We start from the raw sequence: 18,886 nt of genomic DNA, 5'->3' as shown, positions 1-18,886 counted from the left end.
GTTAACTTTTTTTAGCAGAATCTGATTCTATCTTTTTGATTTCTTTCAGCTTGTCGGAAATCTTAATTACTGTGTCTAATTTTGAAGGCTTCAAAGGAACTTCTGCCTGAGCCATATCCCACTTGATCACCAGATTTCCTGAGTTTTCATCTGTTGGATTCAGGGTAATTTCAAACCATTCCTGCTTATCTGCCAGTTTATTAACCGGTACCGTAACATCTACTACATCCTGTTTAGGATCGTAAGTATAGGCACCCCACTGCTGGAAGTCTTTATTCAGGATCACTTTCCATTCTTTTTCTGTAGGAACAATGAATAAGCCGTAAGTTCCTGCAGGTACTGTTTTCCCTCCGAAGTTAACGGCCTGTCCGAAAGTAATTTTCGTAGACGAGTTCGCTCCTGCTCTCCAAACCTGGCCATAAGGAACCAGTTCTCCAAAAATCTTACGTCCCTTCACTCCTGGTCTTCCATAATCAATGGTAATTTTAGACATTGAAAACTGCTGCTCAACCTTCTGGCGCGGACTTGCTGCCGGTACAGAATAATCCTGAGCAAAACTGAATGCTGAAACTGAAATGCAAACTGCTATTATTAACTTTTTCACGTGTAAATTTTTGCTTAAAATTACAAAAATCAAAACGAAATAACTTTCCCAAACTTCGTTAATTTTTGTTTTACCGATATTTTTCTATAAAGATATTTGAGCTCAAATTCTTTTTACAGATGAATCTGATCTTGATTTTTACTATGAATAATAAGCTTCAAAACAGAATCGCTTTTTCCAGCTCCAGTAATTTTTGTTTTCTCCAGATTCCTCCGCCATATCCTGTTAACTGTCCGTTACTTCCGATGACCCGGTGGCAAGGTATCAGAATGGATATTTTATTCAATCCATTAGCATTTGCCACAGCCCTTACAGATTTAGGACTGCCGAGAATATCAGCCTGTTCCTGGTAGCTTCTGGTAGCGCCATAGGGAATCTCCTGCAAAATGTTCCAGACTTCTTTCTGAAACGCGGTTCCTACCGGAGAAAGAGGAACTGTGAATTCTGTTCTTCTTCCTTCAAAATATTCGGAAAGCTGTTGCTCGAGGGTTTCAAAATGAGGATTTTCACCTTGAATAATATTGGCTTTACAATGAGCTGCAATGCTTTTCAATTCGGTCGGGAGTGCTTTTCTGTCGGAAAATTCCAAAAGACAGATTCCATTTTCATCAGCACAGGCGATCATGGTTCCCAGCATGGTTTCTATTCTCTTCAGATCAATAATTTTCTCCATGGTATTATTTTTAGGGGATACGCCAAAAATATTTTTAAAACTTTCGTTAAAACCACTGAGACTTTCATATCCTGTGTCAAATGCAACGCCCGTAACCGATTCTCCCTGCTGAAGTTTTTTAAATGCTGTATTAAGTTTTGACATTCTCTGAAAGGCATGAAATGTTATCCCGTGGTGTTTCAGAAACCACCTCCGGACCGTTGCCGGTTCAAATCCTCTTTTTACAAGATCATAATCTTTAAGTTTCAAAGCAGGATCGTCCGCAATTTCTTTAAGCAGTTCTTTAATATATTGTGGTGTAGCGTTGAGATTTTCCAAAGGCCTGCACACTTTACACGGACGGTACCCTTTCAGCATCGCATCTTTGGTACTGGAGAAAAACTCTACATTTTCAAATTTGGGTTTTCTGGCCGTACAAGTCGGTCTGCAGAATATTCCTGTGGTTTTTACGCCCATCCAGAATATGCCTTCAAATGAAGCATCTTTGGTATAAGATGCCTCGTACATTATTTTTCCTGTGAGTTCCATCATTAAACAAAAAGGGTTGAAAAACTTTTCTCATTTGTAATCTTCTTACCCGTTTTTTCCAGCTCTTTATAAATGTGTCTGTACATAAAAGCACCTGAAGTAATTCTTTTAACACCTAGTTTTTTAAGCGTGTCAAAATCCGGTAAATCAGGAAGGCTCATCACATTTACAGGAAGATCGGTAGACGCCGTAATTGTTCTGATATCATTTTCAGAAGTCAATCCGGGAACAAAAACGCCGTCAGCTTTAAGTTCTTCAAAGAGTTTAATCCTCTCCAAGGTTTCGTCCAGCGCATTCTCCATATTCAGTAAAAAAGGATCTGTCCGTACATTGATAAATACCTTGTCTCTGTTCTCTCCTAATTTGATGAAAATGTCTTTCAATCTTTCGTAGAAGGTATTTTTTTCTGTCAATTTTCTTTCACCTTCAATCACATATGTATCTTCAATATTAATTCCCGATACTCCTATTTCTAAAAGTTTCAGAATATTGGATGCCACGGTATCATTTTCACTGCCATATCCTGATTCCAGATCTACAGAAAGAGGAATTGAAACTGAAGCTTTAATTCTTTTGATGATATAAAAATATTCTTCAAAGGTCATCTGCTCTCCGTCCTCATATCCTAAGCTGAGTGCAACTGCCGAGCTTGAGGTTGCCAATGCCTTATACCCTAGTTTTTCGTATACCCTGGCACTTTCTACATTCCATACATTACCCAGAAGTAATGGCTCTTCACCATGATGTAACTGTTTAAAACTGATCATAATTTTTTTATTCAAAAGTAGAGAGATTACAGACTGTTATACAACCGAAAAATGAACATCTATTTTTAATAACTTTGAGATGAAGCTCAGGTATTAAAATAAAATAGCTTTTTCAAGCTCCAGCAACTTTTGTTTTCTCCAGATTCCTCCGGCATATCCTACCAGCTCTCCGTTGGAACCTATCACACGATGGCATGGAATTAAAATGGCAATTTTATTGATTCCGTTCGCTGTTCCTACGGCACGTATCGCCCTGGGATTTCCCAATAGTTCTGATTGTTGTTTGTAGGTTCGTATTTCTCCCATTGGAATCTCACGCAAAAGCTGCCATACTTTTTCCTGAAACGCTGTTCCCGTGGTAAACAACGGAACTTCAAAATGGCTTCTTCTTCCTTCAAAATATTCTTTCAGTTCTTTCTCAAGCTGTACAAAATGAGAATGTTCTTTTTCTATGACTTCTGCTTTCAAAGCCTTTGACAGGGCTTTTAACTGCTTATCCATATTCTTACGGTCTGTAAATTCAAGCAGGCAGATTCCCTGATCTACAGCACAGGCAATCATTTCTCCCAGCGGGGTGGATATGTTTTTTTGAGATATAATTTCCATCAGCTTAAAATTAAGCTTTTTGGAAGATTTTTTCTTCTTTTTGTTTCGTTAAAATTCTTTTTATCTGTTCAATATGCCTTGAATTATGGTAAATAACAAAACGGAAGGTATCTCCCAGCTTCAGTTTAATCAGTTTTGAAATACTTATACCTGTTTTTATTTTTTCCAGATCAACATGCTGGGCTTCTTCCAACAACTCAAGCATCATTTCCTGTTGTTTTATGAATGTATTCACTACACTTTTATCCAGACTACTGTGGATAGGATTCATGGCTTTAAGTGTTTTCATTGTATTCAGTTTCTCTTTAGGAAGCATGCTTTTGGCAAAATAATTTCCAAGAATTCCAGGTTTAAAATAGGGTTGAGAAGACCTTCCGGCCGAAGAAATCCTTCGATTAATTTCGGGAATATAAAAATCTCCGTAGCGGTTGAGATGTTCCAGACATTCCAATGTACTCCAGCTGTCTTCTGAAATTCTGAAATTGAGATCATCTTCAGGTTTTAAAGACAGCATTGCAGCAAACTCTAAATGCTCTTTTGTCCTGTTCTTTAATTCATCCAATAATTCTGAGGTTGAGATTTTCATTACGTTTTTTATGCAAATATCCTCATCTTACAATTCTTAAATCTTGACTGAACTCAAGATTTTTTGAGTCTGGATAAAGTTTCCGGTGACATCCTCAGATAATTGGCAATATATTTATTGGGAACTTCCTGAAACAGCTTAGGACTTCTTTTCAGAACTCTTTCAAAGCGCTCTCCGGGAGCATTGATGAGCAGATCCTTCTCCCTTTCCAGCTGTTGTAATACGAGATCTTCCAGAATATTCATCCAGAAATTCATATGTTCTTCGTCTGATTGTATAAACTCGTAAAAATCTTTTTTTGAGGCTGTTTTTACCATTGTCTTTTTAATCGCCTGAATATAAAGATCCGAAGGCTTATCCGATAAAAAGGAATCCAGACTGACAATGATATTTCCGGTATATCCGAAACGAATAATCCTTTCCTCATTTTCATCCATCATAAAGATCCGCACGCTTCCGCTTTCAATAAAATAAATAGTGGTGTCTGTACTTCCTGAGATTTTCAGGAACTCATTTCTCCTGAATTCTTTCTTTTCCCAATGGATTCCGCTTTGAAGCAATTTTTCAACCATTTCATTTTATTTATTTGCTTTTCCAAAGATAATGGGTAATTTTAAAGTTTTAAAACACTAATCACTGATAATGCTCAAAAGAACAGTCCTTTTCACACTGCTTTTTGCAGGATTCTGTACCATGAAAGCCCAGCAGACCATTCCTTTCAGAATTACAAAGCACAATAATATCATTGTGAAAACGCTGGTTAACAAAAAAGATTCGCTAGATCTGATGTTCCAGATTGCTATGAAAGATGATGCAATTTCTCCTGATGGTAAGAAAAAGGCGGGTCATATTATTTTCAATAAAGAAGAACTCAGCGATGATAATACCGTTGAGATCGGGAAAATCACACAAAAAAATGTACGCTTTTTTAATAACCAGTTGACAGGACATGAAGCTGATGGAAAAATAGGAACCGGAATTTTTGAGGGTAAAGCTTTTAAAATTGATTATGATAACAATCAGTTTATGATGTATGATACAATGCCTGATGTGAACGGTTATCAGCCCATCAATATTATCTTAGATCATGATGGATTTTATCTGGCCGCTGATAATGTCCTTGAGGGTGATCAACAGGAGGAAACCTATTTTGTTTTACAATCAGGATTCTCAGGAGCAATATTGTACAGCAACGAATTTGCTGAAGAAAAGCATCTGGAGAAAAAACTGAAAGTAACGGGAGAAAAAACGCTGAAAAATTCTGAAGGAAAAACGTTAATTACCAAACAGGCTGTTCTCCCTTATTTTAAATTGGGAAACAGTGTATTCAAAGACATATCTGTAGGATTCTTTTCAGGAGAGCTGAAAACACAAAATGTAAGTTATCTGGGTGCTGATATGCTTCGCAGATTTATCTGGATATTCGATGCTGACAGGAAAACGGCTTATATCAAACCCAGCAAATATTTCTCAGAACCTTATTACAAAATGAATTAGAAAATGATAAACACTTTAATGCTAAAAAAAATTATGAAACCCAAAACGGTTGCTGCTCTTTTACTTTTATCATTGGCTGTTATAAGCTGCAAGAAAGATGAGAAAAAAACAGTTGCCACAGAAACAAAAATCACCAATGACACTATAAAAACGACAAAAGCAGAAGAGAAAATAGATTACTCGGATTTCAATATTTTTAATCTGTCTGTCATGTCATCAGCTGAAAAAGATTCTGATATAGATATTTTTATTTCGGTTTCGGATATTTATAAAGGGGCTCAGCCTGTTCCTGAAAGCATTCTCAAAAACCATAAGCAGATGACTTATGAAGAACTCCAGCATTTTGATCTGGATGCTCCCAGCAGAAAAAAACTGCTCAACGGAATTCATCTTACCGAAAATGATTCCCTTTATATTTATGAGTATTGGTCTAATAAACTTCAGAGAATGCCGGTGAGCCAATTAAAGGCTGTGGCCTATTTAAGCCCTTATTCAGACAGTGAAGATTTGGATCCGGATGCTTATATGATGGGATTTCAGGTAACAACGCATCAAAAAACAACGGAGTACGACCGGTACATTAATGCTATCGCTTATTTTGGAAATAAAAATCCTTTCGTTGAGAATAAAATGAAGGCTGTAAAATGGCAAAAAGCCGGTGCTGATATCTCAAAAAAATACTTTAAACATTCAAAACTTACTCAGGGAAATACCTACCAGACGAAGTATGAAAACATGACCTATTATCTGCAGGATTATCTTGAAGAAGGAAATACGGTGGAACGCAGGCTTGCAGTCATTAATGATCACCAGGAAAAGATTGCGGAAAAAACATTCAGCCTTGCAGAAAGTGATGGTGGGGAATTCCTTCCTCTGTATGGAATAGACACTGATGAAGCTAACATATTCCAATACACAGGCTATCTTTTTAAAGGAAAACCTCCTGTTATTTTCGGATTCATTGCCAAGTCTTTTGGCTGTCCTTCCATTAGTTTTTTAGATAAAAACGAGAAAGATTTTTGGATCAACTGTGATAACAGGCATTAAGGAAAAAACAAAATGGTAAAATGCAGCTTTACACTTACCATACATTATGAAAATACATTATCAGGAGCAGGTTAACAGCAAACCTACACATGTATTTTCATAGTGTTCATCAATTATACAACCGCTGAAGCAATCATCGACATGTAATAATTGGCACAGTGCAATGCATTGATCAGTAATATTTCTTTAGCCGGGTACGTTTCGAATTTTTCTGTGGTAGTAATCTGATATTCATAGTTCATGGAACTCCACTTCAGATGCGGTTTCATTACAAATAGTTCATTTCCCTGCTGATCGGCAAGGACAAATGATTCTTTGAAAATTCCCCGGTGCTTGAAAAGAAAGCCTTCTTTTACGCTGTCAAAATATGTCTGTATTACAATTTCACCATTCCAGTTCATCCGAAACTTAAGAAGTACTTTTTCATTGTCTTTAAGTTCAATAGTAGTTCCCCAGAACCCTTTGGGCTCAATAAGATAAAAACGGTTGGCAATTTCAATCTCAGCATTAAACTTAAACCAGCTTTCATAAATAAGCCTACCTATCATCTGGCTTTCTTTGGTGATTTCAAAGGATAAAGAGTTGTGTGATTTTGCGTAATATTCTGCCATGGCTGTATTTTGGTTTGGTGAATTTTATTAGTTTTTCAAATAGTAATAACGGCCTGAATTTTAACGCTCTAATTTATAAATAATTCGGTAAACATAATGTATTTTTAAAAGTGATCTGATAAAAAACGATTAATTATTAACCATGGCCGTTTTTTTCCAGATTTCAATTGAAAAATGTTGAAAATTATTTCATAATTAGATTCAAACCTAACAGATTTTAGAAACCTGTTAGGTTTAGCAATTAAAATTGCTTATCATGTCATACTATTCTTTCTTATGAAATAGCATCTCATTTTTACTTATTCAATTTTAAATATATAATCATCTTTAATGTTCTCGGATTTTTTGATTATCTCGTCTATACTATATTTTTGTCCGTCAATTTCAACATCCACAATATACCATTTCCACATAAAATTATGAGTTTTTTCAATCCGTACTGTTGAATGAGGATTGATTTCCAGCGTAGCACCGGAGCTGTCAATCTTTTTTTCAAGAGATTTTAAATTTTTATTTTTTCTAAAAAATTTTGGCTGTACAATATCGTTCTCATAATTGAAACTAAGTGTACCATAAAAACCTTCAGATAATTCTTTGACCATTCTTTTTTTATAATTAATCTTTACTGTTTTTTTTGTTTCTGTTAAATTCTGAATATAGAAGTCTGTTGGGATTGAACATCCCAAAAATACGAGCACAAAAACAACACTCAAAATACTTTTAAAAATTGCATTCATATAATTTTAGCTTTACATGGTTTTTACAAAAATAAACAGAATCTTCTGTCTTTAGATTAACAGATAAAAAAATTCCGCAAGAAAACTTGCGGAATTTAAGTATTATTTCTGTTCGAAAATTACATCGTCTCCATTTTGAAGCTCATGCTTTCGATTACTTTTAAGATGGCTTCTACCGTATCCATTGAAGTTAAACAAGGAACACCGTTTTCCACACTCATTCTTCTGATCTGGAATCCGTCTCTTTCTGCCTGCTTACCTTTTGTAGTGGTATTTACAACATACTGAACTTTCCCTTTCTGGATCAGGTCGATAAGGTTTACATCTTCTTCTCCTATTTTGTATCCGATCTTGCAAGGGATACCTTTTTCTTCGAAGAACTTCGCAGTCCCTTCCGTAGCCCAGATTCTGAATCCTACTTCATGGAATCTTGCTGCAAGCGCTGCTGCTTCTTCTTTGTGCTTATCTGCTACTGTGAACAGGATAGAGCCGTGCATAGGAACTTTTCTTCCTGCTGCTACCAATCCTTTGTATAATGCTTTTTCAAGGGTTGTATCTTTCCCCATAACTTCTCCTGTAGACTTCATTTCAGGCCCTAAAGAGATATCAACTTTCGTTAGTTTAGAGAATGAAAATACCGGCACTTTTACAAAAACTCCTTCTTTGTTTGGAGCCAATCCGTTTTCGTAACCTAAGTCTTTCAGCTTTTGTCCTAAGATTGCCTTTGTTGCAAGGTTAGCCATCGGAACGTCTGTAATTTTAGATAAGAAAGGAACTGTTCTTGAAGAACGAGGGTTTACTTCGATTACATATACATTTCCTTCGAAAAGAACATACTGGATATTCATCAATCCGATAACATTCAGTCCTTTTGCCAGTCTCTTCGTGTAGTCTACCAAAGTATCTATTTCAATCTGAGAAATGTTCTGTGGCGGATATACTGCGATAGAGTCTCCGGAGTGAACACCTGCTCTTTCGATATGTTCCATAATTCCGGGAATCACTACTGTTTCACCGTCGCAGATGGCATCTACTTCAATTTCTTTTCCTACCATATACTTGTCTACCAGTACAGGATGTTCAGGGCTTGCATCTACAGCGTGCTCCATATAGTGAGCCAGTTCTGATTCTGCATATACAATTTCCATCGCTCTACCTCCAAGAACGTAGCTTGGACGTACCAATACCGGGTAACCGATTTCGTTGGCAATTTTTATCGCTTCTTCTTTCGAAGTTGAAGTTCTTCCTTTTGGCTGAGGAATTCCAAGCTCCTGAAGTGCTTTTTCAAATTTATCTCTGTTTTCAGCTCTGTCAAGATCTTCCAGAGAAGTTCCCAGGATCTGTACTCCGTGAGAAGCCAGTTTATCTGCAAGGTTGATGGCAGTTTGTCCTCCGAACTGTACCACTACACCTTTAGGTTTTTCAAGCTCGATGATGTTCATTACATCTTCTTCTGTAAGTGGCTCAAAGTATAGTTTATCAGAGATGGAGAAGTCTGTAGAAACTGTTTCAGGGTTGTTGTTGATAATGATCGCTTCGTAGCCCATTTCTTTGATTGCCCATACCGAGTGAACAGTTGCGTAGTCAAACTCAACTCCCTGTCCGATTCTGATAGGTCCGGAACCTAGTACGATAATTTTTTCTTTATCTGAAACCACACTTTCGTTTTCTTCTTCGTAAGTTCCGTAAAAGTAAGGGGTTTCACTTTCAAATTCAGCAGCGCAGGTATCAACCATTTTGTAAACCGGCATTACCCCGTTTTCTTTTCTGAAATTGAATACTTCACGTTCTGTCACCTCCCAAAGAACTGCGATATTGACATCTGCAAAACCTAATCTCTTCGCTTCAGTTAATATTTCTTTATCAAATTTGTTGGCAGCGATTACTTTTTCGAAATCAACCAGCTTTTTCATTTTCCAGATGAAGAATTTATCGATTTTACTCCATTCTACAATCTGCTCCCAGTCATATCCTCTTCTTAAAGCATCTCCGATGATAAATAATCTCTCATCATCACATACTCTGATTCTTCTTTCGATTTCCTCTGCAGTAAGTGCCTGAGCCTGTTTTGTCTTTAATCCTAAATGTCTGATTCCTGTTTCTAATGAACGGATGGCTTTCTGTAAAGATTCTTCAAGGTTTCTTCCGATCGCCATTACTTCACCGGTTGCTTTCATCTGAGTGGAAAGTCTTCTATCTGCCGTTTCGAATTTATCGAAAGGGAATCTTGGGAATTTTGTTACTACGTAGTCAAGAGCAGGCTCAAAACATGCGTAAGTTTTTCCTGTTACCGGGTTCATGATCTCATCCAGCGTTAATCCTACGGCAATCTTTGCAGCAATTTTTGCAATCGGATATCCTGTTGCTTTACTTGCCAGCGCTGATGAACGCGAAACTCTAGGGTTTACCTCAATGATATAATAGTTGAATGAGTGTGGATCTAAAGCTAACTGTACGTTACATCCTCCTTCAATTCCTAAGGCTCTGATGATTTTCAGTGAAGCGTTTCTCAGTAACTGATACTCTCTGTCTGAAAGCGTCTGAGAAGGTGCTACTACGATAGAGTCTCCTGTGTGAACTCCTACCGGGTCTATATTTTCCATGTTACAAACCACAATGGCGTTGTCGTTTGCATCACGCATTACTTCGTATTCAATTTCTTTGAAACCTGCAATTGATTTTTCAATAAGACACTGGGTAACAGGGCTGTGCTTTAATCCCAGTTCAGCAATCTCTTTCAATTCAGCTTCTGTGGAAGCGATACCTCCTCCGGTTCCTCCCATCGTAAAGGCAGGGCGAACAATTACAGGATATCCGATTTCATCCGCGAAAGCTAATGCTCCTTCTACCGTGTTTACGATATCAGATTCCGGTACCGGCTCGTTCAGTTCTCTCATCAACTCACGGAAAAGGTCTCTGTCTTCTGCTCTGTTGATCGCAGAAAGCTTTGTTCCCAATACTTCCACTTTGCATTCTTCAAGAATTCCTGACTTTTCCAATTCTACCGCCATGTTAAGACCTGTCTGTCCTCCCAATGTTGGTAATAATGCATCCGGACGTTCTTTTCTGATGATGTGGCTTACAAACTGTAATGAAATCGGCTCGATATATACTTTATCCGCGATTTCCACATCCGTCATGATCGTTGCAGGGTTTGAGTTGATCAAAATTACCTTGTAGCCTTCTTCTTTCAGAGACAAACAAGCCTGCGTTCCTGCGTAATCAAATTCAGCTGCCTGACCGATGATGATAGGTCCTGAACCGATTACTAAAATTGTTTTTATATCTGTACGTTTTGCCATTTTTCTTTTTTAATTGGGGTTAAGAATCAAATTCTTAAACTTCGTATTTTTTACTTTTATAAGACTTACGATTGTACTTTGTCATTCCATAGAATCTAACTCATTATAGTTAAGATTCTTAACTCCGCTATTGCTTCGTTCTGAATGACAAACAAGCAGTCTTATTTCTTAAAGTCTTCCATCATTTGAATGAACTCATCAAACAGGTAGTTTGCATCTTCAGGGCCCGGGCTCGCTTCAGGGTGGTACTGAACTGAGAAACAAGGGTGGATTTTGTGTTTTAATCCTTCGTTTGTTCTGTCGTTCAGTGCGATGTGCGTTTCGATAAGGTCTGTTCCTTTTAAACTTTCCTGATCTACAGCATATCCGTGGTTCTGAGAAGTAATAGCTACTGTATTTTTCTCAAGGTCTAACACCGGGTGGTTTCCTCCTCTGTGTCCGAATTTCAGCTTGAACGTTTTTGCTCCGCAGGCAAGACCAATTAACTGATGCCCTAAACAGATTCCGAAGATCGGAACTTTTCCTAATAATCCTCTGATCATATCTAAAGCATGTGGTACATCTTCAGGGTCACCAGGACCGTTTGACAGCATAATTCCATCTGGGTTCATCAACAGGATTTCTTCCGCTGTTGTGTCCTGAGAAACGACGATGATATCACAGTTTCTTTGAGACAGTTCTCTGATGATTCCCAGCTTGGCACCGAAGTCTACCAATACTACTTTGAAACCTCTGTTTGGATTAGCATAAGGTGTTTTTGTAGAAACTTCCTCTACCTGATTGGTTGGGAAAACTGTTGATTTCAATTCTGAAGCTACAGCCGCTTCGTCAGCATCAGCGTTTACGATTTTTCCTTTCACTACTCCGTGGTTACGAAGAACTCTGGTCAGTCTTCTGGTGTCAATTCCTGAAATCCCTGAAAGGTTTTTCTTTTTAAATAATTCATCTAAAGTGATCTGAGTACGGAAGTTGGAAGGAAGATCGCAAAGTTCTTTTACGATAAGCCCTTTGATTGCCGGCTCGATACTTTCATAATCATCACGGTTAATACCATAATTCCCGATAAGCGGATAGGTCATACAAACTATCTGACCGCAATACGACGGGTCAGAAATCAATTCCTGATACCCTGTCATTCCGGTATTGAAAACTACTTCCCCTGCAGTTTCCAATTCTGCTCCGAAACCTTCTCCATGAAACACTTCACCGGACTCCAGTATTAATTTTTTCTTCATTTTAAACTTTTATCTCTTATTATTTTATTTATATGTCATTAACAGGTCGCCTCTACGGGGCTCTTTACCTTTTAACTTCTTACTTTTACCCTGGCTCTTATTTAAAAGTATACCCTTTACTTTCCAGCGCATCTTTCAGAATAGCCATTCTTGCGAATACACCGTTTTGCATCTGCTTGAAGACTCTTGATCTTTCGCATTCCACAAGTTCAGAGTCAATTTCTACCCCTCTGTTGATAGGAGCCGGGTGCATGATGATCGCTTCTTTTTTCATTGCATGCTCTCTTTCTTTAGTCAGTCCATATCTTTTATGGTATTCCGAAGCGGTGAAACTCATTGCTGAATCATGTCTTTCATGTTGTATTCTTAACAGCATCAGAACATCCACTTCACCGATCAGCTCATCTACGGACATATAAGTTCCGTTAATCAGGGCTCCTTCGTCAAACCACTGTTCCGGTCCTGAGAAATATACTTTAGCACCTAATCTTCTCAGTGCCTCTGCATTTGAATTAGCAACACGGCTGTGTTTTACATCTCCTACGATTCCCACTTTCAGTCCTTCAAACTTTCCGAATTCCTGATAGATGGTCAGCAGATCCAGCATACATTGTGAAGGATGGTTTCCTGTTCCGTCTCCTCCATTGATTACAGGAATGCTGATATTTTTAAGTTCCTCAAAGTATCTGTCTTTTTTATCGCGGATTACCACAAGGTTTACTCCTATACTTTCAATAGTCTTTACTGTATCATAAAGACTTTCGCCTTTGTTTACCGAACTGTGTGATGCATCAAAAGGAACTACCTGAAGTCCCAGTTTTCTTTCTGCAAGATCAAAACTTGTTTTCGTTCTTGTGCTGTCTTCGAAGAAAAGGTTTGAGCAAAAAACTTCTCCTTCAATTTTAGCAGTTTTACCATTTGCAAAAGCCATTGCTTCTGTCAGTATACTGTTGATTCTCTCGGTGCTTAGTTCTGTAATCGTAAACATAATTCTTATTTTTTGGCATAAAAAAAAGCGAAGACAACTATCTTCGCTTAATAACAATAAATATCGTAAAGGGCGCTTTCGCCCGGTAAATCTAATGATATAAATGCTTTTTTATTCATTAGGTGCAAAGATACAACAATTTTATGAACCTACAAAAATTATGTTCAAAATAAATTAAAAACTTCCGTCCTTCCTTATTCTCATTAAAAATTAATATTTTTGTTATCACTCAAATATATTCTATGGATTTAAAAGACAAAATGATTCTCAGTATTATTCAGGAAGACTCTACACTCTCGGTAAAGGAAATTTCCGAAAAGATAGGTCTTACCTTTACTCCTACGTATGAGCGAATCAAACAATTGGAGAAACAGGGGATCATTCAGAAGTATGTGGGCCTTTTAAACCGTGAAAAACTGGGTTTAAATATTGTAGTCTACTGTAATGTCCGTCTCAAGGAACAATCTAAGAAAGTATTGGAAACTTTTGAGAACCATATCGGCAAATATGATGAAGTACAGGAAATCATCAGTCTTTCCGGGGAGTATGACTATATGCTGAAGATTATTGCTAAGGACATCAATTCTTATAACGAATTTGCGGTTAATGTTATTTCAAACATTCCCAATATCGGGCAGTACCATAGTTCTATCGTGCTTCACGAGGTAAAAAAATCTACCAAATTCAAAATTGATCTGGAATAATCCCTTTATTTTAAACTCATTATTCATACCTATTTCAATTACTGAAAATCTTTGATTTTCTTGCGTCTTAAAAATAATATCTATTATATAATTCCTTGCGCCTTTGCGTATACCAACACTTTTCATTTCTATTATCTTGTTAGAAAACGCAAGGACGCAAAAGAAATTTATTAACTTTATGCTTTAGGGCGCAAAGATTTTATCTCCGATAAAATTTTATGCAGCAGATTTACTCTCAATTTCCAACCATAGTCAGTTTAAAGATCAATCATCAAATTCAAAGAGCAGAGTAAAATCCAACCATTAAGATCACTTAAGCAGATAAGATTTATTAAGATTAAGGTTTCTACAACGAAAAGACAGCAGGCTAAAATAATTTAGAAATTCCACTGATTTTTGCTTAAGTTCTGATGACCTTAATGGTTTAGACTCTAACCCAATAATTTATTTTTCAGTTTATTGAACTGATATTCTATTTTATCCAGACAAAGGTTGCCAATACTTCCCTGGTGGGTATGTTCAAAGTTTCCAGGTTCAAATTCAAATTCATTGTTTTCAATCTCCTGTCCCACTTTTACATACGCATCACGGAATGAACTTCCGTTTTTAACCTCTTCATTGATCTTTTCCACACTGAAAAGGTATTTGTACTTCTCATCTTCCAGAATTCCATCTTTTACCTGAATATTCGGTAAAGTATAGCTTAGGATTTCCAGACATTCCTTCAAAGAATCTATTGCAGGAAAAAGAATTTCTTTCGTCAGCTGTACATCTCTGTGATATCCTGAAGGCAGATTGCTTGTTAAAAGAATCAGTTCATTCGGAAGAGACTGAATTCTGTTGCAACGTGCACGAACCAGCTCAAAGATATCCGGATTCTTTTTATGAGGCATAATGCTGCTTCCTGTAGTAAATTCTTTTGGAAAGCTGATAAAATCAAAATTCTGGCTCAGATACAGACATACATCGTAAGCAAACTTCCCCAGCGTTCCTGCCAGAGTAGCCATAGCCATAGCAAGCATTTTCTCTGACTTCCCGCGGGTCATCTGAGCGTAAACCGAGTTATAATTCATTGACTGGAACCCCAGGTTATAAGTGGTACTTTCGCGATTGATCGGGAATGAAGAACCGTAACCAGCAGCTGATCCCAATGGATTTTTATTAATGATATTCTTTACCGAAAACAGCATTTCCACATCATCCAAAAGTGCTTCCGCATAAGCTCCGAACCACAATCCGAATGATGAAGGCATTGCAATCTGCAAATGGGTATATCCCGGAAGCAGTACATTTTTATGCTGATCTGCCAGTTGAATTAAAATCTGGAAAAACTCATCTGTAAGCGATGTTATTTCACGGATTTCATCCAGCAAATACAATTTGATATCCAGTAAAACCTGATCATTTCTTGATCTTGCGGTATGGATTTTTTTCCCTGTATCTCCTAATTCTTCAATAAGAATAGCTTCTACCTGAGAATGGATATCCTCAGCATCTTTATCAATTTCAAAACTACCTTCTTCAATTTTATATAAAATACTGTTTAAAACAGATAGCATCTGTTCTGATTCTTCCTGAGTGATAATCCCGGTTTCTGCCAGCATTTTGCAATGCGCCATAGAACCTTTGACATCATATTTTGCTAAACGCTCGTCAAAGTCAAGATCTTTACCGACTGTAAAGTTATTGACTAATATATTGGTGGCAAGGTCATCCTTCTGCCATATTTTTTTCATGATAATATTTGATTTAAATATTTGTTGGTTTTGACATGCCCGGCAAGGCAATCCTTATTACTATTAACTATAAAAAAACATTTCCTTATGTAAAGCCTTCATTTCTAATTTTCTTCTTGCATAAATCTTATTAAAAACTGAACTTTTAGCGCCTGCCGGACGGAGTCAAAACATATATTGAGCTGGAAGCCTGAGGCTGGAGGCTGGAAGCTAATAACATACTGCAATAACTTCCCTCTTCCTACACCCATCTTCCATTTTTATAACACTTTTTCTAAAATTCTGATGTAGATTTCTATACCTTCTTCTATTTCATGGATATAGATAAATTCATCTGCAGTATGGGAGCGCCTACTGTCTCCAGGTCCTATTTTCACTGATGTGCATGGAATAATCGCCTGATCTGAGGAAGTCGGTGAACCATAGGTTGTCCTTCCGATTTCAATTCCTGCCTTTACAAACGGGTGATCCATTTCGATCCTGGAGGAATTCAGTCTGAACGATCTTGCCGTTAATGTGGATTTCATCTGGGACTGGATAATTTCAAATGCTTCCTGATTGGAATATTCATCCGTTACCCTTACATCCAGTGTAAAATTGCATGATTCCGGAACAACATTATGTTGTACTCCTGCATGAATTCCTGATAAAGTCACTTTAACTTCTCCCAGATATTCCGAAACCTTTGGAAATTTAAAGGCAAGAATATTCTGCAGATCCTGCATACATTTTATAATTGAGTTATCATCATTAGGATGAGCGGCGTGAGAAGGAGTACCTTTCATTTCTCCATCAATCACAAGAAGTCCTTTTTCTGCAATCGCCAGGTTCATCTGCGTGGGTTCTCCTACAATGGCGAGTTCTACGTTGGGTAGCTGCGGAAATAAGGCTTCGATTCCATCAAATCCTGAAATCTCCTCCTCTGCCGTCAAAGCAATAACTAAATTATATTTTAAATCTTCTTTATCATAAAAATGTAAAAAAACATGCGCCATAGCAACCAGAGAAGCCCCGGCATCATTGCTTCCCAATCCGAACAGTTTCCCTTCTTTTTCGATAGGTACAAATGGATCAAGTGTGTACGCTTTATTAGGCTTCACCGTATCATGATGGGTATTCAGCAAAACAGATGGCTTAAATACATCAAAGTGCTTGTTCACCGCCCAGATATTGTTTTTAAAACGCTTGGTAGGAATCTGGTGTTTTTTGAAAAAATTCTCGATTTCTACGGACGTATTAAATTCATCTTTACTGAATGAAGGAATTTCAATCAAATTCTTAAGCAATCCGACCGCATTATTCAACAGTTCTTCTTTATTATAAACAGATTTCAGTTCCTGCATGATGATTTTCTATATGGTTTTTCAGTTCTGTTTCTTTGATGAGAAACACTTTATTGACATTATTCTTTATCGCTCCAAGAGCATTTTCAAGTTTGGGTAAAATCCCTTTGTGAAGTTTTCCTTCTTCTTTTAATACCGTGAATTCTTCCTCATTTACACTTTTGATCACAGACTCCGGATCGTTTACATCCTCCAGAACACCTTCTTTATCAAAGCAATACAGCAATTCAACTTCATATTTCTCAGAAAGCGCCTGTGCAATCACAGAAGCAATGGTATCTGCATTGGTATTAAAAAGATTTCCTTTTCTGTCGTGGGTAATGGCAGAAAACACAGGAACAAGATCCATCTTGATTAATTTTGAAACCAGCTTCCTGTTGACACTTTTCTTGGTAATGTCTCCCACAAATCCAAAATCTATTTCAGGATGTTCTCTTTTCTTAGCTTTGATCAGATTTCCGTCTGCTCCGGAAAATCCTATGGCATTGCATTTTTTCTGCTGCAGCTTTTCAACAATGTTCTTATTGATTCCTCCTGCATATACCATGGTAACAATATCCAATGTTTCTTTATCCGTAATCCTCCTTCCGTTGATCATTTTCTGTTCTATACCCAGTTTATCAGCCAACGTTGTAGCCAGCTTTCCACCACCATGAACAAGAATTTTCTTTTCATTAATTCCGGAAAACTGTTCTAAAAACTGATCCAGCAATTGTTCATCATCAATGAGTGCTCCGCCTATTTTTATGATGTATATTTTCTGTTTCATTAGAAAGGATTAAAGATTAAAATTATAGGGTATATTGTTATTTAATATCATCCAAAATTTCACTGAACACAGCCTGTGCAGAGAAAATACGGTTTTTTGCCTGCTGATAGATGATAGAATGGTTTCCATCCATTACCTCATCACTCAGCTCCACATTACGGCGAACCGGAAGGCAGTGCATCACTTTTGCATTATTGGTATTGGCTAATTTTTCATTCGTAAGCATCCATTCGCCTTTTACTTCAGGCATTGCTGCATAATCATCAAAAGAAGACCAATTCTTCACATAGATAAAGTCTGCATCTTTCAATGCTTCATCCTGATCATGGATTACTTTTACATCTTTGGTAAAGGTTTTATCTAAATCATACCCTTCGGGATTGGCAATAACCAACTCAACATCCATTTCCTGCATCCACTCGGCGAAAGAGTTTCCAACAGCGTGCGCAATAGGTTTGATGTGCGGCGCCCATGTTAATACCACTTTCGGCTTGTGATCTTTTTTCCAGTTCTCTGTAATCGTGATACAATCTGCCAGACTTTGCAGCGGATGACGAGTTGCAGATTCCAATGAAACCACAGGTACTTTTGCATGCTTTTCAAACTGGCTTAAGATGCTTTCATTCACATCATCTTCTTTGCTTTTCATTCCTGCAAAACAACGTACCGCAATGATATCACAATATTGATTTAACACTTCGATAGCATCTTTGATATGTTCTACAGTGTCGCCGTTCATTACCGCTCCGTCAGCAAATTCAAGATTCCATGCTTCCTGTGCTGCATTTAATGTCAACACATTCAACCCTAGATTTTGAGCTGCAATCTGACTGCTCAGACGGGTTCTTAAACTTGAATTTAAAAATACTAGTCCGATTGTTTTTCCCTTTCCTTTTTGTGTTTCAGTAAGGGGATCCGCTTTTATCTGTAAAGCTTTTTTTATGATTTCCTGTAAGTTTTCTACATCACTTACAGAGGTAAATTTTTTCATTTTGAATTGATTTTAAAGGTTACTACCTATTTTGTTAATTTAACCACAAAAGACACAAAAGCTTTATTTAAACACTTTAGAACACTTAAGTAAGTTTAAAATAAAACTGTATATCATAGTTCACATAAGACAAAAATCAAAGATTTTCGAAAACTTAAGTGT

General features: G+C 37.2%; 18 protein-coding genes. 3 read left to right on the top strand and 15 right to left on the bottom strand.

What is annotated here, in order from left to right; translation table 11 throughout:
- Nucleotide 1: 1 nt before the first annotated feature.
- The 6 genes from EL165_RS00520 to EL165_RS00495 all read right to left on the bottom strand — a co-directional run bounded on the left by EL165_RS00520 (nucleotide 2) and on the right by EL165_RS00495 (nucleotide 4,336).
- Nucleotides 2–604, bottom strand: a complete 603-nt coding sequence (locus EL165_RS00520) for a DUF2911 domain-containing protein (protein ID WP_002980262.1) — start codon at nucleotides 602–604, stop codon at nucleotides 2–4.
- A 157-nt stretch (nucleotides 605–761) separates the two neighbouring features.
- Complete coding sequence (locus EL165_RS26540; protein WP_002980264.1) at nucleotides 762–1,808, bottom strand: bifunctional transcriptional activator/DNA repair enzyme AdaA; 1,047 nt, start codon at nucleotides 1,806–1,808, stop codon at nucleotides 762–764.
- On the bottom strand, nucleotides 1,808–2,572 hold the full coding sequence (locus EL165_RS00510) for an isocitrate lyase/PEP mutase family protein (RefSeq protein ID WP_002980266.1): 765 nt from the start codon (nucleotides 2,570–2,572) through the stop codon (nucleotides 1,808–1,810). Before EL165_RS00510 ends, EL165_RS26540 begins: the two co-directional genes overlap by 1 nt.
- Before the next feature lie 93 nt (nucleotides 2,573–2,665).
- The gene (locus tag EL165_RS00505) at nucleotides 2,666–3,178 is read right to left on the bottom strand and encodes a methylated-DNA--[protein]-cysteine S-methyltransferase (RefSeq protein ID WP_002980268.1); all 513 of its coding nucleotides are present in this window, start codon (nucleotides 3,176–3,178) and stop codon (nucleotides 2,666–2,668) included.
- A 10-nt stretch (nucleotides 3,179–3,188) separates the two neighbouring features.
- A complete protein-coding gene (locus tag EL165_RS00500) occupies nucleotides 3,189–3,764 on the bottom strand; it encodes a DinB family protein (RefSeq protein ID WP_002980269.1) in 576 nt (191 codons plus the stop codon).
- A 53-nt stretch (nucleotides 3,765–3,817) separates the two neighbouring features.
- The gene (locus tag EL165_RS00495) at nucleotides 3,818–4,336 is read right to left on the bottom strand and encodes a Crp/Fnr family transcriptional regulator (RefSeq protein WP_002980271.1); all 519 of its coding nucleotides are present in this window, start codon (nucleotides 4,334–4,336) and stop codon (nucleotides 3,818–3,820) included.
- A 70-nt stretch (nucleotides 4,337–4,406) separates the two neighbouring features.
- On the opposite strand from EL165_RS00495, the gene EL165_RS00490 reads away from it, so the two are divergent.
- On the top strand, nucleotides 4,407–5,261 hold the full coding sequence (locus EL165_RS00490; protein WP_002980272.1) for a hypothetical protein: 855 nt from the start codon (nucleotides 4,407–4,409) through the stop codon (nucleotides 5,259–5,261).
- Between the two features lie 33 nt (nucleotides 5,262–5,294).
- Nucleotides 5,295–6,308: a hypothetical protein gene (locus EL165_RS00485; RefSeq protein ID WP_126358558.1), complete on the top strand. Its 1,014-nt coding sequence runs from the start codon at nucleotides 5,295–5,297 to the stop codon at nucleotides 6,306–6,308.
- Nucleotides 6,309–6,421: 113 nt separating this feature from the next.
- On the opposite strand, the gene EL165_RS00480 is transcribed toward EL165_RS00485, so the two are convergent.
- The 5 genes from EL165_RS00480 to EL165_RS00460 all read right to left on the bottom strand — a co-directional run bounded on the left by EL165_RS00480 (nucleotide 6,422) and on the right by EL165_RS00460 (nucleotide 13,181).
- Nucleotides 6,422–6,919 (bottom strand): hypothetical protein, encoded by a 498-nt coding sequence (locus EL165_RS00480; protein ID WP_002980276.1) that lies wholly within the window; start codon nucleotides 6,917–6,919, stop codon nucleotides 6,422–6,424.
- Nucleotides 6,920–7,218: 299 nt separating this feature from the next.
- Nucleotides 7,219–7,656 carry a hypothetical protein gene (locus tag EL165_RS00475; protein WP_002980279.1) on the bottom strand — a complete coding sequence of 146 codons (438 nt, stop codon included), beginning with the start codon at nucleotides 7,654–7,656 and terminating at the stop codon, nucleotides 7,219–7,221.
- Between the two features lie 119 nt (nucleotides 7,657–7,775).
- Nucleotides 7,776–10,958 (bottom strand): carbamoyl-phosphate synthase large subunit, encoded by a 3,183-nt coding sequence (gene carB / locus EL165_RS00470; RefSeq protein ID WP_002980281.1) that lies wholly within the window; start codon nucleotides 10,956–10,958, stop codon nucleotides 7,776–7,778.
- Nucleotides 10,959–11,119: 161 nt separating this feature from the next.
- Nucleotides 11,120–12,193, bottom strand: coding sequence for a carbamoyl phosphate synthase small subunit (locus tag EL165_RS00465; RefSeq protein WP_002980283.1), 1,074 nt, complete (start codon nucleotides 12,191–12,193; stop codon nucleotides 11,120–11,122).
- A 97-nt stretch (nucleotides 12,194–12,290) separates the two neighbouring features.
- The gene (locus EL165_RS00460) at nucleotides 12,291–13,181 is read right to left on the bottom strand and encodes an aspartate carbamoyltransferase catalytic subunit (RefSeq protein WP_002980284.1); all 891 of its coding nucleotides are present in this window, start codon (nucleotides 13,179–13,181) and stop codon (nucleotides 12,291–12,293) included.
- A gap of 242 nt (nucleotides 13,182–13,423) precedes the next feature.
- Here EL165_RS00460 and EL165_RS00455 point away from each other — a divergent pair, with 242 nt between their 5' ends.
- Nucleotides 13,424–13,885: an Lrp/AsnC family transcriptional regulator gene (locus tag EL165_RS00455; RefSeq protein ID WP_002980286.1), complete on the top strand. Its 462-nt coding sequence runs from the start codon at nucleotides 13,424–13,426 to the stop codon at nucleotides 13,883–13,885.
- Between the two features lie 431 nt (nucleotides 13,886–14,316).
- Here EL165_RS00455 and argH read toward each other — a convergent pair whose 3' ends face one another.
- The 4 genes from argH to EL165_RS00435 form a co-directional block, all read right to left on the bottom strand.
- Complete coding sequence (argH, locus tag EL165_RS00450) at nucleotides 14,317–15,621, bottom strand: argininosuccinate lyase (protein ID WP_002980288.1); 1,305 nt, start codon at nucleotides 15,619–15,621, stop codon at nucleotides 14,317–14,319.
- 260 nt (nucleotides 15,622–15,881) lie between these two features.
- Nucleotides 15,882–16,964 (bottom strand): M20 family metallo-hydrolase, encoded by a 1,083-nt coding sequence (locus tag EL165_RS00445; RefSeq protein ID WP_002980292.1) that lies wholly within the window; start codon nucleotides 16,962–16,964, stop codon nucleotides 15,882–15,884.
- Complete coding sequence (gene argB / locus EL165_RS00440; RefSeq protein ID WP_002980294.1) at nucleotides 16,939–17,733, bottom strand: acetylglutamate kinase; 795 nt, start codon at nucleotides 17,731–17,733, stop codon at nucleotides 16,939–16,941. Before argB ends, EL165_RS00445 begins: the two co-directional genes overlap by 26 nt.
- 37 nt (nucleotides 17,734–17,770) lie before the next feature.
- A complete protein-coding gene (locus tag EL165_RS00435) occupies nucleotides 17,771–18,724 on the bottom strand; it encodes an N-acetylornithine carbamoyltransferase (protein WP_002980296.1) in 954 nt (317 codons plus the stop codon).
- Between the last annotated feature and the right edge of the window lie 162 nt (nucleotides 18,725–18,886).

Source organism: Chryseobacterium gleum, assembly GCF_900636535.1.
Taxonomy (GTDB): domain Bacteria; phylum Bacteroidota; class Bacteroidia; order Flavobacteriales; family Weeksellaceae; genus Chryseobacterium; species Chryseobacterium gleum.
Note: the sequence above shows the minus strand (reverse complement) of the source record. Positions and strands in the feature narration are given on the sequence as shown.